The organism is Rothia sp. HMSC061C12 (assembly GCF_001815755.1).
Taxonomy (GTDB): domain Bacteria; phylum Actinomycetota; class Actinomycetes; order Actinomycetales; family Micrococcaceae; genus Rothia; species Rothia mucilaginosa.
In genome coordinates this window covers 351550-371665 of record NZ_KV821867.1, presented here as the reverse complement: position 1 = coordinate 371665, position 20116 = coordinate 351550, and the positions used below count along the sequence as shown (strand labels likewise).

The following is a 20116-nucleotide window of genomic DNA, read 5'->3' as shown; positions in this document are numbered from 1 at the left end:
TAAAGACCCGCGGCGAAGACACTAACCTATCGAAACAGCCAATGGCTCAGCGATGACGAACCGGCGCGTGCGGGGTCGGGGGAACCCGTATACTGAAAGAGTTCGCGCCGCCGGGTACGAAATGGCTTGTGGAAGCTACGAACGCTCCCACCGAGTAAGGCATCTAAACCGGCGCTGGCGCATGTGTACGACCGGGACCGCACAGGTTCCGAACTTTTGGCGTTTCTTCGACTGTAGAAACGATAACTAATGAGAGGTTGACCGCCCCTATGACGACGCAGTCTACGGATTCTTCCACTACCACTGACGAGCACCGTAACCGCAACGCTGAGCGTGCGCAGCTGCACTCTACGATTTGGCGTATTGCGAATGACCTGCGTGGTTCGGTAGACGGCTGGGACTTTAAGCAGTACGTGCTGGGCATGCTTTTCTACCGTTACCTCTCTGAGAGCCAGGTGCGCTTTGTTGAGAGCCAGGATATTGACATGCCTGATTGCTTTGAGAATATCCCAGACGACCGGTTCAAAGATCACATTAAAGAGTATTTCGTCAATGAGCGCGGCTTTTTCTTGTTGCCTTCGCAGCTGTTCTCGAATGTGTATAAGAACGCTGGCCAGAATCAGAACCTGAACGAGACCCTGGCGAACGTGTTCAAGGCGTTTGAGGAGTCGGCGCGCGGTACCGAGTCTGAGGATAACGTGAAGGGCCTCTTCGACGACTTCGTGCTGGATTCAAATAAGCTGGGTGTGAGCCCGGCGGCTCGTCACGAGAACCTGCTGAAGCTCATGGATGCTGTGGCGGGCATGAATCTTGAGAAGGGTTACGAGGATAGCGAGAACGACGCTTTTGGTGACGCCTACGAGTACCTGATGGGCATGTACGCGGCGAATGCGGGTAAGAGCGGCGGTGAGTATTACACTCCGCAGGAGGTTTCGGAGCTGCTGGCGAAGATTGCCATGGATGGTCGTGATGCCGAGCAGATTCGTACCGTGTATGACCCGGCGTGTGGTTCGGGTTCGCTGCTGTTGAAGGTTAAGCGTGAGCTGGGTAAGAACTCGGACGGCCTGCGTTTTGTGGGTCAGGAGATTAACCTGACCACTTACAACCTGTGCCGTATGAATATGATTCTGCACGGTGTACCGGTGGATGATTTCAGCATTGCGCACGGTGATACTCTGATTGACCCGAAGCACCGCGGTGGCGCGGGCGGTGATTTTGAGGAGCCGTTCGGTGCGATTGTGTCTAACCCTCCGTATTCGACGAAGTGGAAGGGTGATGATGACCCGACCCTGATTCACGATGACCGTTACGCCCCGGCGGCTGTGCTGGCGCCTAAGTCGAAGGCTGACCTGGCGTTTACGATGCACATGCTGGCGTCGCTGGATGAGGCGGGTACGGCGGCTATCGTTGAGTTCCCGGGTGTGCTGTACCGTGGCGGTGCGGAACGTAAGATTCGTGAGTATTTGCTGAAGCAGAACGTGGTGGATGCTGTGATTCAGCTGCCCGCCAACCTGTTCTACGGTACGAGCATTGCGACCTGCATTCTGGTGTTGAAGAAGGGCCGTCGCAAGGATCATTCGGTGCTGTTCGTGGATGCTTCGCAGCTCTTTGATAAGGGCACGAACCAGAATATTTTGGGTAAGGCGCACCGTGAGAAGATTCTGGATGTGCTGGCGGCTCGTGAGGAACGTGAGCATTTCTCGGCGCTGGTTCCGGTGGAGAAGCTGCTGGAGCAGGAGGCGAACCTGGCGGTGTCGAGCTGGGTTGAGCCGGAGGATACGCGTGAGCGCGTGGATATTGTCGAGTTGAATTCTCGTATTGAGAACATTGTGGCTCGTCAGGCTCAGTTGCGCGTGGAGATTGACGCTATTGTGGCGCGCTTGGAAGGCGGCGAGTAGTCGTGGCTGAGATGACGAATTATATTGACCGGCTGGTGGCTGAACTCTGCCCGGATGGGGTGGATTTCTACCCCATTGAGGAGCTATTCACTACCCGTAACGGCTATACCCCGTCTAAGTCCAATAGCAGCTATTGGGAGAACGGAACTGTTCCCTGGTTCCGCATGGAAGACATCCGTGAAAATGGCGGAGTCCTATCAGAAGCCATGCAGTCCGTTCATGAAAGTGCTTTGAAAAAGGGTGGCATGTTCCCCACTGGTTCAATCATCGTGGCAACTTCTGCAACGATTGGTGAGCATGCGCTAATCAACGTAGATTTTCTGTGCAATCAGAGGTTCACTGTTCTGACCCCTAAGGAAGAGTTCAAGAGCCTTCTGTTGCCTAAATTCCTCTACTACTATTCGTTTGTTCTGGATCGTTGGTGCCTTTCGAATACTACGCAATCTAGCTTTGCCAGCGTGGATATGAAGCGTTTCAAGAAGTTTGAGTTTCCTGTTCCGCCGATGGAGATTCAGGAAGCGATTGTTGAAATTCTCGACAAATTCACGAACCTGGAAGCGGAGCTGGAAGCGGAGCTGGAAGCGGAGCTGGAAGCGCGTACTCTGCAATACGAGTACTACCGTGATTCGCTCTTCGAAGCCCTCGACTGCCCCCGCGTCCCCTTGGGCTCTTTTGCGCGGCTTGTGCGTGGTTCAGGTATGCCGAAAACCGATTTTTCCGAATCCGGTGTGGGTGCAATTCACTACGGTCAGATTTACACCAAATTTGGTACTGCAACCGCAGAAGTTATTGCGCACGTTCCGGAAGACAAAGCGAAAAAGCTTGCTGTAGTTAACCCTGGTGATGTCATTGTGGCTAATACGAGTGAAAACCTTGAAGACGTTTGCAAGGCTGTAGCGTGGGTTGGAGATTCTGACATTGTTACTGGCGGCCACGCAACGGTTATTAAAGCTCCCGAGCAGAACGCAAAGTTTATTTCTTATTACATGGCAACCGGCCGGTTCAATAAGGATAAAAGGCGTCATGCTTTCGGTACGAAGGTTATTGATGTTGCGCCTAAGAACCTTGCGAAAATCGAGTTTCCGGTTCCGCCTCTGGAAGAGCAGCAGCGCATTGTCGATATTCTCGACCGCTTCGACTCTCTAACCACGAGCCTCTCCGAGGGTCTACCCGCAGAGCTCGCCGCACGTCGTAGTCAGTACGAGTACTACCGTGACCAGCTACTTACCTTCCCCCGCAAGGGCGACAACCAGTAGCCACCCGCGCATCAAACCGCGCATCACGCGCACACCCCGTGCAGGGGCGGCACCCGCCACCCCTGCACGGGCCGCTAGACCTCAATCACATACCTCAACCACACTCAACAACCCATACTCAATAAACTGGGCCCACCAACCCCGAGCCCACCCATCCACACACTCAACCCCTACGCAAAGGAGCACCCCGTGGAAACCGTACCCAACCACCCCCGCCCCACCGAAGGACGCACCGAAAGCATCCTCAGCTCGGACGACTTCACCGTCATTGCCGAACTCGCCGAAGCAAAGGGCTACAAGGACTGGAAGGCCCAGCACCAGCAGAAGCGTGAGCACCAGAGCGAAGCGCAGCTCGAAGCTGAACTCATCGAAACCCTCAAAACCCAGGGCTACGACTACCTGCCGCGCCTCACCGACGAGACCGCACTCATCCGCAACCTGCGCGAACAGCTCGAACGCCTCAACACCCGCCCCGAAGAAGGCGCCTACGGCCCCAACAGCGGTTTCCACTTCACCGACGAAGAATTCGACCGCCTGCTCACCGAACACATCGCCCGCTCCAACGACGGCATCTTGGAGAAGGCCAAGCTGATTCAGGAAGAACGCTTCATCGACTTCCGCCTCGAAGACGGCACCCTGCGCAACATCATGCTCATCGACGCCGCCTACCCCGCACGCAACCACATGCAGGTCATCAACCAGTACCGCGTACCCGCCCCCAACGGCAAAGTACTCAACCGCTACGACGTGACCATCCTCGTCAACGGCCTGCCCCTCGTACACATCGAACTCAAGAAGCGCAACGTGAGCATCCGCGAAGCCTTCCAGCAGATCGAGCGATACCAGAACGAAGGCTTCCAGCAGGACAAGCACCGCCTCTTCGAATACGCCCAGATCTTCGTCATCAGCAACGGCTTCGAAACCAAGTACTACTCCAACACCGTGCGCCACAAGCACGTCGAAGACCAGCAGAAGGCCGGCCGCAAGACCGCCTCCGGCGGCTCCGCAGGCAAGAGCTTCGACTTCACCAGCTACTGGTCAGACGAACAGAACAACCGAATCAACGACCTAATCCTCTTCGCGCGCACCTTCCTCACCCGCCACACCCTCGCAAACGTCCTGACCCGCTACTGCATCTTCACCGTAGGCCAGGACCTGCTCGTCATGCGCCCCTACCAGATCGCGGCAACCGAAAAAATCATTAAGCAAGTCGAAATCGCCAACAACGACCCCAAGCGCCTCGGCACCAAGGAAGCCGGCGGCTACATCTGGCATACCACCGGCAGTGGCAAGACCCTCACCAGCTTCAAGACCGCACGCCGCCTGGCAGAAACCGGGCTCGTCGACAAGGTTCTCTTCGTCGTGGACCGCAAGGACCTCGACTACCAGACCATGCTCGAATACAACAACTTCCAGGCAGACTCCGTCAGCTCCACCGGCAGCACCCGCGAACTCAGCAACCGCCTCGCCGACCGCGGAACCAGCATCGTGGTCACCACCATCCACAAGCTGTCCAACCTCATCACCGCCGAACCCGAACACCCCGTCTACGGCCAGCGTGTAGCCATCATCTTCGACGAATGCCACCGCTCCCAGTTCGGCCGCATGAACACCGCCATCAAGAAGAGCTTCAAGAAGTACAGCATGTTCGGCTTCACCGGCACCCCCATCTTCGACAAGAACTCCGTAGGCGGCCCCGGCACCACCACCGTCGAAGTCTTCGGCGACTGCCTGCACACCTACACCGTCGTCGACGCCATCAACGACAAGAACGTGCTGAAATTCCACCTGGAATACACCAACACCAGCCCCCACTTCGCCGAACTCGAAGAAACCTCCTACGCAGAAGAAATCGCCGCCGAACGCGCCGAAACCCCCGACGCGAAGGAACTCGAAAAGTTCGCAAAGAGCAAGGAAGTACTCGAAAGCCCTGAACGCATCGAAGCCGTAGCCACCTACATCCTCGACAACTACGACCGCAAAACCAACCAGAGCGCAGCCACCAGCTACGAGGTCAAGAAGACCCGCACCATTAACGGCGCCACCAAACACTACGTAGAACGCGTGCGCGGCTTCAACTCAATCCTGGCAACCTCCTCCATCGACGCAGCCTGCACCTACTACGACGCCCTCAACACCCTGCAAGAAGAGCGCATCGCAGACGGCACCCTGCGCCCCGAACAGAAGCTCAAGGTCGCCATCATCTACTCGCAGGGCAACGGCGGGCAGCTCTTCGACACCTTCGGCGAAGAAGAAAACTACGCCTTCGACACCGAAAGCACCGGCAGCCGCATGGACGGCTTCCTCGAAGACTACAACACCATGTTCGGCACCAACTTCAGCACCGACGGCGACTCCTTCGACAACTACTACAAGGACGTCTCCCGCAAGATGAAGATGCGTGAGCTGGACCTGCTCATCGTCGTCAACATGTTCCTCACCGGCTTCGACTCCAAGACCGTCAACACCCTCTGGGTGGATAAGAACCTGAAGATGCACGGCCTGGTTCAGGCGTACAGCCGTACCAACCGAATCCTCAACTCGCTCAAGCCCTCCGGCAACATCGTGTGCTTCCGCGACCTCGAACAGGCAACCAAGGACGCCTTCACCCTCTTCGGCGACACCGAAAACAGCAACGGCCAGTCCGCCCTCGCCATCGCCTTCACCCGACCCTACAAGGAAGCCTACGCCGCATACGATCAGGCCGTCTCTGAATTGCGCGAAGAATTCCCCATTGACGAGGGTGGCTCCATCACTGTGGACACTCCCGAGGAGAAGGCCCGCTACATCGAGGTCATGAACAAGGTGCTTGAGCTGCAGCAGGAACTGCGCGTGCACGACGAGTTCATCCGCGACGGCGGCAACGAACTCATCAGCGACTACGACATGCAGGGCTACACCGGTGTCTACAACGACATCTACGAAGAGATTCGTGAGCAGCGTAAGGCACAGGAAGAAGGAACCGACGAAGGCGAAGATAGGACCGATAAGGTCGACCCGTTCGCCGGTATCCACTTCCTCACCGAGCTGGTGAAACAGCAGGAAGTCGGTGTGCTCTACATCCTCGAGCTCGTCAAGGCAGCCCGCGCCGCACGCCACGGCAAGACGGCAGGGGAGAGCGGCACCGCCGAAACTGCCCAGGACAGCGTCGAGTACTTCCGCGACCGCGTGCGCCTCGCAATTCGTAACGACGCCGACCTGCGCGAAAGCGGCGACATCATCGAGGACTACTTCGACACCTACCTGAACGAGTCCGAAGACCACGACGTGCAGGAACACTTCCACCACTACGTGACCGACCGCCGCACCCGCGAAGAAGACACCATCGTCAAGGACGAAGAGCTGGACTCCGCAGAGACCCAGCGCGTCGTCAACCGTGCGCTCAAGGAAAACCGCCGCACCATCCCCGGCAAGATCAGCCGCCTGGTCAAGGGCAAAATCTCGCTCTTCGGCGGCAAGCTCGGCGGCGCGAAGACCGAGGACGCAGCAACCAAGGCGAAGCGCGTGAAGCAGAAGCTGGAGAAGCACATCGTCCGCTTCATGCCGTTCCTTGGTGGAGAATAACCCTCGGAAACTAACGCACGGTTATGTACTGTAACCCGCGCTAGTTTGCGGTAATCCGCCCAGAAGCCACATGTGTTTCGAGAAGCCACTTCTTTGGTGGCTTCTCGAAACACATATGGCTTTTCACCGTTAAACGGGGGAAGGGGGGCACAGCATCAACCCGGCTCTACGCTGCTGGTTAGCCCCTCTGCACAGCACCGATTTTCGACCATGGGTTAGCGTCTTTGGCAATGGTTAAAACCCCAGCCCAGAGTCACTAACCCATGGTCGAAGTCCGTAACCCATGACCGAATTTCCATACGGGGCGGCACAGCCCCTTATCTTGTCAGGGGTCTTTTCTAATCTGTAATCAGAAGCACCGAAATTCGCAGAGTTGGGAAGGAAAAGACTATGGGTAACCTCGGTATGATTGCAGCAGTGACCTCACTTTTACTGGTGTTTGTGACTTTATGCCTTATTTTCCGGATGGTTCTTGAATCAACTGGATATTTTTGGTACGCAACGGCTAGGAATGAGATGATTGCTAGTATCCTAAACGAATTTGGTATATATAGAGAATCAAAATTTGAATCTTTTAAGCGGTTTGGAAAAGCATCAATAAGGAACGCTGCATTTAATATATCCCACCCGCTTCACCTGTTTCCTCCCAAAGATGTAGATAATGAATTTAAAGATAAGGTTCAACATTTTCTAAAGTGGGTTGAAAAGGAGCCAAGCTCTACTGCGCAAAGTAATTGTATCGATTCGTTGGCCCAGCTGGAAAAAATGACTGGTATCACCCCTAAATATGACCCATTTGGGGAGGTCTATCTATCTTTAAGGAATTTTTGTTCCGAGGTGGAGGAAATAAAATATGCAGATTTTGTTAGCTATGATGACATTCTGAACCTCATTAAAGAAGAGAATATCCTGGCAAAGTATTCTTGGGTTAAGAAGCGCTGGCAGTCTGGTTATCTCCTTCTCTTGATGCGTGATTTTGTTGATTATGCCGGGAGGGGAACGACTATTGGGCTGTTTATTGGTTTCACCATTGCCTTAATTCTAGGAGACCCTTTTGGTTTGGTTGTAACGGTAATTCCTGTAGTTGGTGCTATTATTGGGGCAATTTCATGCCTTGTAAGAATTGACCTTGCCAAAAATGAGGTTAATAGGCTGAATAATAAAAAGTATAGAAGTCATGTGAGGGTGATAGTTAAATCTATTATCAGTATTCTGTGTATGTATTTATTTATGAATGCCTATTTTCTAATCATTGCTTTGCTGCATGGGGCAAGAATTGGTGGTTAATATGCCAATGATTCAACCTTTGGTAGATTATTCTCCGTCTAATGCATAATGAGTTGCAAAAGTGATGCTATGCATCGTCTGATTAGAACGAAGCCCTAATATAGTTCTAGCGGTAGTGGTGTACTCTCATTCCAGCCCTCCGAGTGGCTATTCCGTATTGGCAACTCGGTGGGCTGCTTTGGCATGTTAAAAGCTTTTATAAGCTCGATGCATCCGCGGGGGAGTGCACCTCCAGAAAACCCCTCGTCACGCAAATATTTTGTGTATTTTTTCCGGTGCGGGTGGTGCAGCCCCTTATCTTGTCAGGGGCGCCCCGTACCTTTGGTGGTAGAGAACAACGACGCGTTCTCACCCACTCCGCCGAGCGACCAAAGGAGCCCCTCATGTACACGGTTGGTTACTACAATGACGAAGACTTCCGCGCCTTCTACTCCGGCCAGGACGCCGCCAACATTGACGACTTCTTCACTGACAACGGCGAATACCTCATGGTGTACCTGCCGGAGGTGACTGACCGCGAGTTCCTCGCCGGCCTCCGCTACGGTAACGGCTGCGACGTGCTCTGCCAGAGCGGATATGCCCTCGACGAGGCGGAAGAGGCCCTCCGCGACATGTATGCGCTCGCCGTGTAGCCGACCCGCCCACCTGGCACAGATGGGATCCGGTCATGAGTTGCGGATTTATGCCATAGGTTAGTGTCTTTGGTCGTAGTTAAAAACCACGGTCGAAGACACTAAACCATGGCACAAATTCTGCAGGGTCGGCGCCTTCGTGGACGCAGAGATATTTGATGCATAAAGCATTGATGTGTCCGAATAATGACGTTCAGATACTATTGCACTCAAAGCAACACAAATAGACACAAAGATGCGGTAGGGTGGTAACTGTAGTGTTCCATAACGCATTGATGCGTTTGTTGGGTGCGCTACGGGGCTGTTTTTCTTCCGGCAGTCAGTTTGACCTGTGAATAACGGTCTGACTAGCAACTAAATAACACACCGTCACCGATGCTAGGAGCGTATCTTCTATGGATTCGACCATTTTCAACCGCCGTACCCTGTTGGGTAGCGGCGCACTTGTGGGCCTGGGTGCCTTGCTCGCAGCCTGCGGTCAGCAGGCAAATAACGAGGCGGCAGCCTCGGCATCATCGACCGCCGTGCCGAGCGAGTCGGCTTCGGCTTCTGCGGCGGCATCTGAGTCGCCTTCGGCGAGTGCTACTCCGTCTACTGTCCGCGGTTATTCGGGTGGTTCGAAGGCGCCTGATGGTGAGTATCGCCCTGCTGATAAGTACGGTCCGGCGCAGAATGTGCCCAAGCCTGCTGAGCCTGAAGACGGGTACCGTGAGAAGTCTGTTGAAGGTATGCGTAAGACTTTGGACGCTTGGGTCAAATGGGGTAATTATGGCGTGCAGACTGGTGATTATTCGATGGCTCGTCAGTTTGTGTCGCCGACTTTTAAGAGCGAGTTGGAGGCTTATGAGGGTGTCGAGAGGCTTTACCAGCATGGTGGTTGGGTGATTGATGGTATTGAAAGCTTGACTGCTGATGGCGCGCCGTGGTCTGAGGACGGGGAGACTTATTTTTGGAAGGCTTACCATGTCTGGGAAAAGGAGATTTATGTCGCGGCTGATGGTAGTTGGCGCTCTTGGACCAATGAAGATAAAACTAACGACACTTATAAAATTGAGCTAAAGCACAACGGTCAAAAATGGGAGCTTATTGGGTATGTAAAGGTTGAAGATTAAAATGAAGCAGTGGCATAAAATTCTCTTCCTCCCTTTTGTAAGCATACAAATATTTCAACTTAGTATTCTCCCCTCATTTGCAGATGTAAAAACGAGTGAATGTTCATCAAATAATACTGCTAGCATATGCCAAGAGAAAATTCCTCCTAAAGAAATGGTTGGAAATGAAAATACGGAAAGAACAGGAAGCGCTTCAGATATTGATTCCGTTACAAACCAGCCAGTAACGCCTGCCCCCGAAACAGATACGACAAAACGGCGCGAGGGATTTTATGTTACATCTTATAAAGACAACCCCAACAATTTCTTCTGCACCACGCTAGACGGACGAGTAGGGCATGTTGGATATACAAACATGACCGTAGACGAAAACGGAATTCCTATCGACCGTGGTGGAAGCAGACATAGTCCTTCTTCTGCTAGCTGCATTCCCAACGATACCCGCACCCTGACCAGTGCCGACAGTCCGGGTCCCACCGGCCCGACCTACGAAGAAGTCATGGAGGAAATCCGCCATGCTGCAGAGTCGCTAGAGCCGGGCAAGCCGACCCTGCACCAGTCCTACAACAACCCCGCAGGAACCGGCCGAGCAGAAGGCGACCCCAACGTCTACAAGGGCGACCAGATCAACTTCTACGTCGATGACGGAGGCCCCTACCGCCTCGAAGCAGACATGCTCGCCGGACACGTCGAAATTGAACTCATGCCCTCCTCGTACTTCATCGAGTACGGCAATGGTGATACAGACACCAACTACACCGCGGGCAAACCGGTCACCACCTACCCTCGTGAGCGTCCGCGTCAAACGGATACCAGCTACGCCTACCAGCGTTCGGGTAACTTCCACGCGTACGCGACCGTGCACTACACGGCTCGTTTCCGCGTGGACGGTGGCCCCTGGCAAATGATGATGGTGACCCCGCAGGCAACCAGTGACCCGCTGCTGGTGCGTGTGTGGTGGGTTGATGTGGGACGCGTAGCCGGTGACTGCAGCTACGACGACACTCGTTGGGGCTGCAAGAATGATCCGACCATGGGTAAGAAGGATAACCCGAACCCGCGCCTGCGCAAGGCCGATATCCGTACTGGTCAGCGCTGGCATCTGAATGATAGCGGTGACGGGGATACGGAGTATTCGTTGCACCGCGACTGGCCCGATATGTAAGGCATCTCTCTGCCGTGGGTCTTACGTTGAGAAGCCACATGTTCGCCGAGAAGCCACTTTGTTTATGGCTTTTCGAAACGCATGTGGCTTCTCAGCTATCGGGGGTTCTTCCCCTTCGGCAGGTTAGTCTTCCGGTTTCTAGCCAGCCACCTATTCACACTTCACACCGATATGAGGAATGTATTTCCATGACTTCCAACCTTTTTACCCGCCGCGCACTGTTGAGCGGCGGCGCACTTGTGGGTGTTGGTGCCCTGCTTGCGGCGTGCGGCCAACAAGCCACCAACGAGGTGAGCGCATCTGCTACAACATCCGCCGCGCCGAGCGAGACTGCTTCGACGTCTGCGGCGGTATCTGATACTGCTTCTGCATCGGCTACTCCAAGCCCGAGGGTTACGCGCGGATACTCTGGTCAGTCCAAAGCACCCGACGGTGAATACCGTAAGGCGGACGGCTACGGCCCGGCTCAGAACGTCCCCGAGCCGCGTAAGGAACCCGCACAGTACCCCGAGACTGAAGAGGGTATCGACCATATGATGCAAGACTGGTTGACTGCCCATAACTATGCTATTCAGACCGGGGATTGCGCTCCGGTTTTCCGATACGTCGAAAAGACTTCTAAGGAATACCCGTTTTATGAGTACATTGATGATCTTTATAAGCGCGGCGGCTGGGTTGTTGATGGGTTGGATGCTTACCGATCTGAAGGTGACTTGATTTATGACAATCAGCAGAAGTTCTACCGTATGAAGGTTCGTCGTTTCTGGACCACTGTTATGTATGTGGATTCTGATGGAGAAATTACCAAGCAAGCTAATACAAATAAAGATGACGATCTTTTCAATTACTTCTATAAATATTCAGATGGCTATTGAAAGATTATTGGTAGCGGAAAAGGGGATGCCCCTGAGAGCCATGGGCAATAAAGCGGAATAATACTGCTCATGCTGGTGACTTTCCGGTTTCTAACCAGCCTCCCTCTATTTACACACCACACCGATAGAAGGAATTTACTTCCATGACTTCCGTTATTTTGACCCGCCGCGCGATGCTGAGCGGCGGTACCCTTCTGGGTCTTGGTACCTTGCTTGCGGCGTGTGGCCAGCAGGCAAATAACGAGGCGGCAGCCACCGCGACCGCCGCGCCGAGCGAGACCGCTTCGGCGTCTGCTACCGCGTCTGAGTCGCCTTCGGCGAGTGCAACCCCGTCTACTGTCCGAGGCTATTCGGGTGGCTCCAAAGCACCTGACGGCGAATACCGTGGAGCTGACCCTAACGGCCCGGCGCAAAACGTTCCGAAACCTGCATCACCAGAGGACGGATACCGCGAAAAGTCTAATGAAGGTCTGCGCAAAACACTCAATGCGTGGATTGAATGGAACAACTACGGCACCCAGACCGGAGACTACAGTCAAGCACGCAAATTCGTTGACAGTAGCTTCACTGAACTACTAGATTCCTACGAAGGTCTTGAATCCCTCTACAAGCGGGGCGGCTGGATTATTGCGGGGCTTGATCACTACATTGCTGACGGGAACCCCTGGATTGAGGGGGAGACTTACTTCTGGAAGGCGTACCGGGAGTGGGGTTACGTTATGTACGTTGAACCTAACGGCGATTGGAAGTCTTACGAGAATGACGCTAAAGATGATGACACGTGGAAGTTCTCGTTCAAGTACACCTCTGAGGGCTGGAAGATTATCGACTTTGAACAAGTAGATGACTAGATAGGAAATTTAAAGCATTTATTAGTATCGCAAGAATTCTTATTCTTGCTTCGAGAATTATTTCTCTATCTTCCACTTTCTAATCAGCATCCCCCATTCACACCACACCGATAGAAGGAATCTACTTCCATGACTTCCGTTTTTCTTACTCGTCGAGCGTTGTTGAACGGCGGTGCACTCCTGGGCATGAGCACCCTGCTTGCGGCGTGCGGCCAGCAGGCTAATAACGAGGCGGCAGCCACGACTTCCGCCGCGCCGAGCGCGACCCCGTCTACTGTCCGCGGCTACTCGGGCGGATCAAAGGCACCCGACGGCGAGTACCGCCCGGCGGATAAGTACGGTCCGGCACAGAATGTGCCGAAGCCTAACGTTCCGGAGGACGGCTACAACGAAAAGTCTCTAGAGGGCATACGCAAGACGATGGATGCCTGGATCTTGTGGGGTAATTACGGTACTCAAACTGGCGATTACTCGATGGCTTTCAAGTTCATGTCCCCTACTTTTGAAGACGAACGTAAGGCCTATACAGGCGTCGAGGAGCTTTACAAGAGCGGCGGATGGGTCATTGGCGGTATAAACCATTATCTTGCTGACGGTAACCCCTGGTCCGAAGACGGTGAAACCTATTTCTGGAAGGCGTACCGCGAATGGGATTACGAGACTTATGTTGAATCTGACGGTAGCTGGCGCAAATGGAGTAATGACGATAAAACCGATGACACCTTTAGATTTGAGCTGAAGCACAACGGTCAGAAATGGGAAATCATGAATTATGAGCCCGTTGATGACTAGCCCCTCCAGCCGAGCCTAAAATTCCGCACCCTGCAGACACCCAGCAGAGACATCCCCGCAGACACGCAGAAGCCACATGTTCGCCGAGAAGCCACTTTGTTGGTGGCTTTTCGAAACACATGTGGCTTCTCGGCGTTAATTAGACCGTTATTTAGACCGTCTGCTAGACCCTAGTTGCCGAAGCCCTGCAGGGTTGCTGCCCAGGCGCGGCGCGCCTCCAGAGCTTCCTTAGCCTTGGCGATCTTCTTGGAGTCGCCGCCCTTCTCAGCTACTGCGAGCTCTGCTTCCAGTTCGGCGAGGGAGTCCTCGATCTGTGCGAGCAGGGAGTTCGCGCGTGCCGCCTTGGCGGGGTCGTTGCGCTTCCACTTTGCCTCTTCGGCGCCGTTGATTTCGTCCTGAATACGGCGCAGTTCGCCGTCGACGCGGCGCAGGTCGTTGCGGGGTACGCGGCCTGCCGCATCCCAGCGGTCCAGGATCTTCTCGAAGGCGGCCTTCGCGCCCTCAATGTCCTCGACGGGCAGGAGTGCGCGTGCTTCTTCGAGCAGTGCTTCCTTGACCTTGAGGTTTTCGGCGTAGACTGCGTCCTGCGCTGCTTCGGCTTCGTTGCGGGCGTTGAAGAACAAGTCCTGTGCCGCGCGGAAGCGTGCCCACAGCTTGTCGTCTTCGCGACGGTGGCCGCGGGGTACCTGCTTCCAGGCGCGCATCAGGTCGCCGTATACGCGGGAAGTCTCAGACCAGTCAGTCGAGGTGGACAGCTCTTCCGCACGTGCAATCAGCTCTTCCTTGGCGCGCTTGATGCGTGCGTTGCGGTCGTCGAGCTGCGAGAAGTGTGCGCGGCGGTTGCGGTCGAAGGTGGTGCGGGCTGCGCGGAAACGCTTCCACAGCTCGTCCTCTACGCTCTTTGCCAGGTGAATTTCGCGCTGTGCCTTCTTCCACGCTTCGAACAGTTCGTTCATGCGGGAGTGGGAGTTCTTCCAGTGGATCTGGTCGGGGTCCTGGCCGGCAATCTGCTCGGCTTCCGCGACGATTTCTTCGCGGACGGCGAGGGCGCGTTCACGGTTTTCGGTGCGTGCCTGCTGCTGCTTTTCGCCGAGTTCAGCGATCTGCTCTGCGAGGGAGATGAGGCGCTTCTGCAGGCCGGAGTAGTCACCGACCATGTTGCGCACACCGATCTGTGCACCGATGGAGGTGATGCCCTTCTGCAGGTCTGCGGCGGGGGCGTTGTTGGCGAGGCGGGATTCGAGCAGGGCAACCTGCGCCTCGACGTTTTCAAACTTGCGGGCGAAGTAGCTGAGCGCTTCTTCTTCGGAGGCGCCGGGCAGCTGGCCTACGGCGTATTCTTCGCCGTCGACAATGACGAAGACGTGGCCGTCCTCGGAGACGCGGCCGTACTGGCGTGCCTTTTCGAGGTTTACAGTGTCGTCGGGTTTGGTAGTCACCGCTATAACTCTTTCACTCGGGGGTGCTGGGGGTGGGGCGCCTTTGCGCTGTTCCCCGTGGTGGGCACCCGTTTGGGTGTGCGTGTGCACCTCCTAAGCATAGCCTCTGTGGGGTGTGTGTGAGTAGTGTCTGGTCGTGTTGTGTTGTGGGCGAACCTGCCGGCTGCGGGTTTGCGCGGGTTTGTGTCGGGTGAGCTGGGGGAGTGGGTGCTGTGCTGGGGCGGGTGTTGGTATGATGGGTAGATATGCCCGGCGTGTTCCGGGGTTTTGTTGTCGAGTTCTTTGTCAAGGAGTATCGAGTATGGCTCGCAAGGCTTCGCTGTCTGGTTTTCCCGAGTATCTTCCGGCTGAGCGGTTGGTTGAGAATCATGTTCTGGACACTCTGCGTGAGACTTTTGAGTTGCACGGTTTCTCCCCGATTGAGACTCGTTCGGTAGAGACTATTGAGCAGCTGCTGCGCAAGGGTGAGATTGACAAGGAAGTTTACGCAATTTCTCGCCTGCAGGAGGACGAGGCTGCTAAGGCTAAGGAAAAGCTGGCTCTGCACTTTGACCTGACCGTGCCGTTTGCCCGTTACGTGGTGGAGAACGCCGGTTACCTGAATTTCCCGTTCTCGCGTTACCAGATTCAGAAGGTGTGGCGTGGTGAGCGTCCGCAGGAGGGTCGTGCCCGCGAGTTCACTCAGGCTGATATTGACGTGGTTGGCGACGGCGAGCTGCCGTTCCGTTACGACGTGACCTTGGCACTGGTTGTTGTTGATGCACTGTCGAAGCTGCCGATTCCTGAGTTCAAGCTGCGTGTGAATAACCGCAAGCTGGCTGAGGGTTTCTACCTGGGCTTGGGTTTGACTGATACTGCGGCTGTTCTGCGTTCTATTGACAAGCTGGAGAAGATCGGTGCTGAGCGTGTGGCTGAGGAGCTGCAGGCTGAGGCTGGTGCGAGCGCGGATGCTGCCGCTGCCGCCTTGGAGCTGGCGCAGATCCGCACTGAGGATGCTTCTTTTGTGGAGCAGGTGCGTGCGCTTGCGGCTAAGTATTCGGTGGAGCATGAGCTGCTGGATCAGGGTCTTGCTGAGCTGGCTGAGGTCATTGAGGAGGCGGCTCGCCGTGCGCCGGGTAAGGTGCTGGCTGACCTGTCGATTGCTCGCGGCCTGGACTACTACACCGGCACCGTGTATGAGACTGTTCTGGTTGGTCACGAGTCGCTGGGTTCGATTTGCTCGGGTGGCCGTTATGAGTCGCTGGCGTCGAACGGTAAGAAGACGTACCCGGGTGTTGGCCTGTCGATTGGTGTGACTCGTGTGGTGGCTCGTATTCTGTCGCAGGGTTTTGCGCAGGCGAGCCGTAAGGTGCCTTCGGCTGTGTTTGTTGCCCTGACGAATGATGAGGGCTGGTCCGCTGCGAATGATGTTGCGGATGCGCTGCGTGCCCGCGGTATTGCCTGCGAGGTGTCTGCGAATGCTGCGAAGTTCGGTAAGCAGATTAAGTACGCTGAGAAGCGCGGCATTCCGTTCGTGTGGTTCATTTCCTCGGATGAGTCGGGTGCCCCGGTTCACGAGGTGAAGGATATCCGTTCGGGTGAGCAGGTTGCTGCTGATCCGGCTTCGTGGATGCCGCCGGCTGAGGACCTGCACGTTCAGATTGTGCGTGCCGAGGGTCTGTAAACATTAGGGGCCTGTCATCGTAGGGCCTGTAATGCCTACGGTGTTTGGCCGCGGTAATATCTGGCTACTGTAATAATTTGGTTACTGTAGCCTGCATATGGATGTGTACCCGCCTGGTGGGGAGGATATTGGCCTCCCTGCCGGGCGGGTCTTTTGTGTGAGCCCAGATTTTCGATAGGTTAGTGTCTTCTCGATAGGCTAGTGTCTTCGCCGTGGGTCTTTAACCCGGGGTGAAGACACTAACCTATCGACTGAGGCGTTTCCTCGCTTTATCTCAAGAGTAGTTTCCGCAGGTGGGTGATGACTTCCCGTTCTTTCTGAAAGATGTCTGCCCACGTGAGGTGCACGACCGTCCAGCCGGCGCGGGCTAGGGCACGGTCGCGGGCGGCTTCGTAGCGGTCCCTGCCGGGGTGGTCCACGTATTTCTGTTCGCCGTCGAACTCGAGAATGACCCGCGCCTCGGGCCAGGCGAAGTCCACTCGATAGTTACGGCCCTCGCATGAAATCGGGTACTGCGTTACGGGGAGGGGCAGCCTGTGCTCCATGAGTAGGCACCGGGTGAGGCTTTCACCGGCCGACTCGCTGGATGCATCCACCGCCTGCGCAAGGAAAGGCCCTGCGGAACCGCCGTACCCGGTGAGGCTCAGTAGAATCTCGGTTACCTCGTGGGGCTCCATCAGTCCCCGCCGCATGATGGAGTCAGCGAGGACTACCGCCTCCCGAAAGGGCATGCTGCGCGTGCAATCCTGCAGCGTGCGAGCCACCGTCGTAACCATGATGGATGTGCCCGGCAACCTGGTGACTTCCTCGGGGCCAGTGGCGCTGTAATGCCGGGTGATTCTTCCCCTGTCAGAGGTGCTATGACTACAGCTATACACGCTTATCATTTGGGGAACAGAGAGTACATCAAGTCCCCATAGCGCCGCGGCTGATGTGTGGGAGAAGATCCCTTGAAGACCCATCATCTGAGCAGCGATGCACCGTACCGTGAGCCGCTCTTCGGGGGTGAGCGCTTGGGCATCGCGGGTGTAAATATAGGCTCCTCGCTGGATACGTTGCAGAGACCCTTCCGCCACTAGCTTGCGAATGCGTTTCGGACCGATTCCTCGCAGGTTGAGCATCTGGGAGTTCAGCACGAATGGGTGTAGTTCTGCGGCGCGGGTAATTTCTGGTGTAGTCGGTAGTACGTTTGGGACGCGTTGCCACGGAATAGTTACGGTGTTCATAGACTTTATCCTGGCAGGCTGTGTGAGGTTGTGGGGCTTGTTCGTGAAATCTGTGGATAACTTCGCGGATTCTACCGAAAAAGTGTTTGTCCACAGGCATGCGGAGTGGATTCCCCGGTAATACTTCGATAGGTTAGCGGCTTTTCGATAGGTTAATGCCTTCACCCCGGGTTAAAGACCCACGGCGAAGACACTAACCTATCGACCGCAGACACCCACGAACCTGCCGCCCTACCCGCATCCCGCCTCCGCACCCCATTTTCTGGCGCCTGACTTGCCCAGACTTGCCCCGACCCGCCCTCGACCTGCCCGGAGGGGATACAATATATGAGGCGCACGCAGTGTGCGCATATCATCAACCGCGTGTACCCGGCTACTGTCTATAGTCGTGAGGTGCCCGCTATGAAAGGAATGTCTGTGCTTCGCACTCACACCAACGGCGAGCTGACCGCCGCAAATATTGGAGAGACTGTTACCCTGACCGGTTGGGTGGCTCGCCGCCGCGACCACGGTGGTGTCGCTTTCGTTGACCTGCGTGACCGTGAGGGTGTCACCCAGTGTGTTTTCCACAATGAGGCTGATTTTGAGCACCTGCGCAACGAGTATGTGCTGCGTGTGACCGGTCTGGTGACTAAGCGCCCGGAGGGTAACGAGAACCCGAACCTGGCGACCGGCGAGATTGAGGTTGAGGTGTCCGCCGTTGAGGTGCTGAACACTGCCGCTCCGCTGCCTTTCCAGATTGACGAGCACGTTGAGGTGGGTGAGGAGGCGCGCCTGCGCTACCGCTACCTGGATCTTCGCCGCCCGGAGCCGGCTCGCATCATGCGTCTGCGTTCGGACGCGAACCGTGCGGCACGCAACCTGCTGGCCGAAGACGGCTACATTGAGGTTGAGACCCCGACCCTGACCCGTTCAACCCCTGAGGGTGCGCGTGACTTCCTGGTGCCGGCTCGTCTGGCTCCGGGTTCTTGGTATGCTCTGCCGCAGTCCCCGCAGCTGTTCAAGCAGCTGCTGCAGGTGGGCGGTATTGAGAAGTACTACCAGATTGCTCGTTGCTACCGCGATGAGGATTTCCGTGCGGACCGTCAGCCTGAGTTCACCCAGCTGGACATTGAGGCATCGTTCGTTGATCAGGAAGACATCATTGAGCTGGGCGAGCGCATCGTTGAGGCTGTGTGGAACCTGATTGACGTGAAGGTTCCCCGCCCGATTCAGCGCATGACCTACAAGGATGCGATGGAGAAGTACGGTTCGGACAAGCCTGACCTGCGTTTTGGCCTGGAGCTGACCGAGCTGACCGAGTACTTCAAGGACACCACTTTCCGCGTGTTCAAGGCTCCTTACGTGGGTGCTGTTGTGATGCCCGGTGGTGCTTCTCAGCCTCGCCGTACTCTGGACGCTTGGCAGGAGTGGGCTAAGCAGCGTGGCGCTAAGGGCCTGGCTTACGTCCTCATTCAGGAGGATGGCAAGCTGACCGGTCCGGTTGCTAAGAACATCACTGACGCTGAGCGTGCTGGCCTGGCTGAGGCTACCGGCGCGAAGCCCGGCGACTGCATCTTCTTCGCTGCTGGCGAGGCTAAGGCTTCCCGTGCACTGCTGGGTGCTGCTCGTGTTGAGATTGGTCACCGTACCGGCCTGATTAAGGACGGCGAGTGGTCTTTCGTGTGGGTTGTTGACGCTCCCATGTTTGAGTCTTCTGCTGAGGCTACTGAGTCCGGTGACGTGGCTCTGGGTCACTCCGCATGGACTGCCGTGCACCACGCGTTCACCTCCCCGAAGCCCGAGTTCATGGATACTTTCGACACTGACCCGGGTTCGGCTCTGGCGTACGCTTACGACATTGTCTGCAACGGTAACGAGATTGGTGGCGGTTCAATCCGTATTCACCGCCGTGACGTGCAGGAACGCGTGTTCGCTGTGATGGGCATTGGTGAGGAAGAGGCTCAGGAGAAGTTCGGCTTCCTGCTGGATGCGTTCAAGTACGGCGCACCGCCCATGGGTGGTATTGCATTCGGTTGGGACCGTATTGTGTCTCTGCTGGCTGGCGTTGATTCGATTCGCGAGGTTATTGCGTTCCCGAAGACCGGTAATGGTTTCGATCCGCTGACTGCGGCTCCTGCACCGATTACTCCGGAGCAGCGTAAGGAAGCTGGCGTTGATTTCAAGCCGAAGAAGAAGGACGAGGAGTAATTCTCTAGTCTTTGGTCGTGCGCCCCGTAGGGGGTGTGGGCCTGTGCGGCGTGGACCCGGCGGGCGTTGAGTTGTGCCGGGGTCGCCGTTGAGGGTGGGCTGTGTATTCTGCTGGTGCAGGGTCGCAGCCCACCTTTTGTATCAACTGGCGTGCGTGCCGATTTGT

General features: G+C 55.8%; 14 protein-coding genes and 1 pseudogene. 12 read left to right on the top strand and 3 right to left on the bottom strand.

The genetic code is table 11. From position 1 onward, the window contains the following. Positions 1-269: 269 nt before the first annotated feature. From HMPREF3055_RS05980 to HMPREF3055_RS05935, 10 genes are all read left to right on the top strand, one after another. Positions 270-1898 carry a type I restriction-modification system subunit M gene (locus tag HMPREF3055_RS05980; RefSeq protein WP_070738495.1) on the top strand — a complete coding sequence of 543 codons (1629 nt, stop codon included), beginning with the start codon at positions 270-272 and terminating at the stop codon, positions 1896-1898. 11 nt (positions 1899-1909) lie between these two features. Further along, entirely contained in the window at positions 1910-3154 is a 1245-nt protein-coding gene (locus HMPREF3055_RS05975) for a restriction endonuclease subunit S (RefSeq protein ID WP_070738549.1), read from the top strand. A gap of 189 nt (positions 3155-3343) precedes the next feature. Then, positions 3344-6718 carry a type I restriction endonuclease subunit R gene (locus HMPREF3055_RS05970; protein WP_070738493.1) on the top strand — a complete coding sequence of 1125 codons (3375 nt, stop codon included), beginning with the start codon at positions 3344-3346 and terminating at the stop codon, positions 6716-6718. A 390-nt stretch (positions 6719-7108) separates the two neighbouring features. Then, the gene (locus HMPREF3055_RS05965) at positions 7109-8005 is read left to right on the top strand and encodes a hypothetical protein (protein ID WP_049345499.1); all 897 of its coding nucleotides are present in this window, start codon (positions 7109-7111) and stop codon (positions 8003-8005) included. Between the two features lie 383 nt (positions 8006-8388). Beyond that, positions 8389-8637, top strand: coding sequence for a hypothetical protein (locus tag HMPREF3055_RS05960; protein ID WP_070593355.1), 249 nt, complete (start codon positions 8389-8391; stop codon positions 8635-8637). 395 nt (positions 8638-9032) lie between these two features. Next, on the top strand, positions 9033-9749 hold the full coding sequence (locus tag HMPREF3055_RS05955; protein WP_070506222.1) for a DUF6318 family protein: 717 nt from the start codon (positions 9033-9035) through the stop codon (positions 9747-9749). A 355-nt stretch (positions 9750-10104) separates the two neighbouring features. Next, complete coding sequence (locus HMPREF3055_RS05950) at positions 10105-10914, top strand: hypothetical protein (RefSeq protein WP_246826904.1); 810 nt, start codon at positions 10105-10107, stop codon at positions 10912-10914. A 188-nt stretch (positions 10915-11102) separates the two neighbouring features. Next, a complete protein-coding gene (locus tag HMPREF3055_RS05945; protein ID WP_070738489.1) occupies positions 11103-11789 on the top strand; it encodes a DUF6318 family protein in 687 nt (228 codons plus the stop codon). A 143-nt stretch (positions 11790-11932) separates the two neighbouring features. Further along, positions 11933-12640: a DUF6318 family protein gene (locus HMPREF3055_RS05940; protein ID WP_070738487.1), complete on the top strand. Its 708-nt coding sequence runs from the start codon at positions 11933-11935 to the stop codon at positions 12638-12640. A gap of 129 nt (positions 12641-12769) precedes the next feature. Then, entirely contained in the window at positions 12770-13432 is a 663-nt protein-coding gene (locus HMPREF3055_RS05935) for a DUF6318 family protein (RefSeq protein WP_005508757.1), read from the top strand. Between the two features lie 170 nt (positions 13433-13602). Here HMPREF3055_RS05935 and HMPREF3055_RS05930 read toward each other — a convergent pair whose 3' ends face one another. Beyond that, positions 13603-14871: a DUF349 domain-containing protein gene (locus tag HMPREF3055_RS05930; protein WP_070738485.1), complete on the bottom strand. Its 1269-nt coding sequence runs from the start codon at positions 14869-14871 to the stop codon at positions 13603-13605. Positions 14872-15172: 301 nt separating this feature from the next. Between HMPREF3055_RS05930 and hisS the strand changes: the two genes are divergently transcribed. After that, positions 15173-16534 carry a histidine--tRNA ligase gene (gene hisS / locus HMPREF3055_RS05925; protein ID WP_049350086.1) on the top strand — a complete coding sequence of 454 codons (1362 nt, stop codon included), beginning with the start codon at positions 15173-15175 and terminating at the stop codon, positions 16532-16534. A 269-nt stretch (positions 16535-16803) separates the two neighbouring features. Here the strand turns inward: hisS and HMPREF3055_RS09395 are convergent, their stop codons facing one another. Together HMPREF3055_RS09395 and HMPREF3055_RS09555 are read right to left on the bottom strand one after the other, a co-directional pair. Next, positions 16804-17265 (bottom strand): DUF559 domain-containing protein, encoded by a 462-nt coding sequence (locus tag HMPREF3055_RS09395; protein WP_246824332.1) that lies wholly within the window; start codon positions 17263-17265, stop codon positions 16804-16806. Between the two features lie 309 nt (positions 17266-17574). Then, positions 17575-17760, bottom strand: a pseudogene (locus HMPREF3055_RS09555) (type IV toxin-antitoxin system AbiEi family antitoxin domain-containing protein); the annotation flags it as partial. A gap of 417 nt (positions 17761-18177) precedes the next feature. Between HMPREF3055_RS09555 and aspS the strand changes: the two are divergent. Continuing rightward, positions 18178-19950: an aspartate--tRNA ligase gene (aspS, locus tag HMPREF3055_RS05915; protein ID WP_070738483.1), complete on the top strand. Its 1773-nt coding sequence runs from the start codon at positions 18178-18180 to the stop codon at positions 19948-19950. Positions 19951-20116 lie beyond the last annotated feature (166 nt).

Bases quoted from the DNA above. Each gene is read 5' to 3' on its own strand.
- HMPREF3055_RS05975 (WP_070738549.1), top strand. From the start codon at position 1,910: ATGACGAATTATATTGACCGGCTGGTGGCTGAACTCTGCCCGGATGGG.
- HMPREF3055_RS05965 (WP_049345499.1), top strand. From the start codon at position 7,109: ATGGGTAACCTCGGTATGATTGCAGCAGTGACCTCACTTTTACTGGTG.
- HMPREF3055_RS05960 (WP_070593355.1), top strand. From the start codon at position 8,389: ATGTACACGGTTGGTTACTACAATGACGAAGACTTCCGCGCCTTCTAC.
- HMPREF3055_RS05955 (WP_070506222.1), top strand. From the start codon at position 9,033: ATGGATTCGACCATTTTCAACCGCCGTACCCTGTTGGGTAGCGGCGCA.
- hisS (WP_049350086.1), top strand. From the start codon at position 15,173: ATGGCTCGCAAGGCTTCGCTGTCTGGTTTTCCCGAGTATCTTCCGGCT.
- HMPREF3055_RS05940 (WP_070738487.1), top strand. From the start codon at position 11,933: ATGACTTCCGTTATTTTGACCCGCCGCGCGATGCTGAGCGGCGGTACC.
- HMPREF3055_RS05935 (WP_005508757.1), top strand. From the start codon at position 12,770: ATGACTTCCGTTTTTCTTACTCGTCGAGCGTTGTTGAACGGCGGTGCA.
- HMPREF3055_RS05945 (WP_070738489.1), top strand. From the start codon at position 11,103: ATGACTTCCAACCTTTTTACCCGCCGCGCACTGTTGAGCGGCGGCGCA.
- HMPREF3055_RS05950 (WP_246826904.1), top strand. From the start codon at position 10,105: ATGACCGTAGACGAAAACGGAATTCCTATCGACCGTGGTGGAAGCAGA.
- HMPREF3055_RS09395 (WP_246824332.1), bottom strand. From the start codon at position 17,265: ATGCCCTTTCGGGAGGCGGTAGTCCTCGCTGACTCCATCATGCGGCGG.
- HMPREF3055_RS05980 (WP_070738495.1), top strand. From the start codon at position 270: ATGACGACGCAGTCTACGGATTCTTCCACTACCACTGACGAGCACCGT.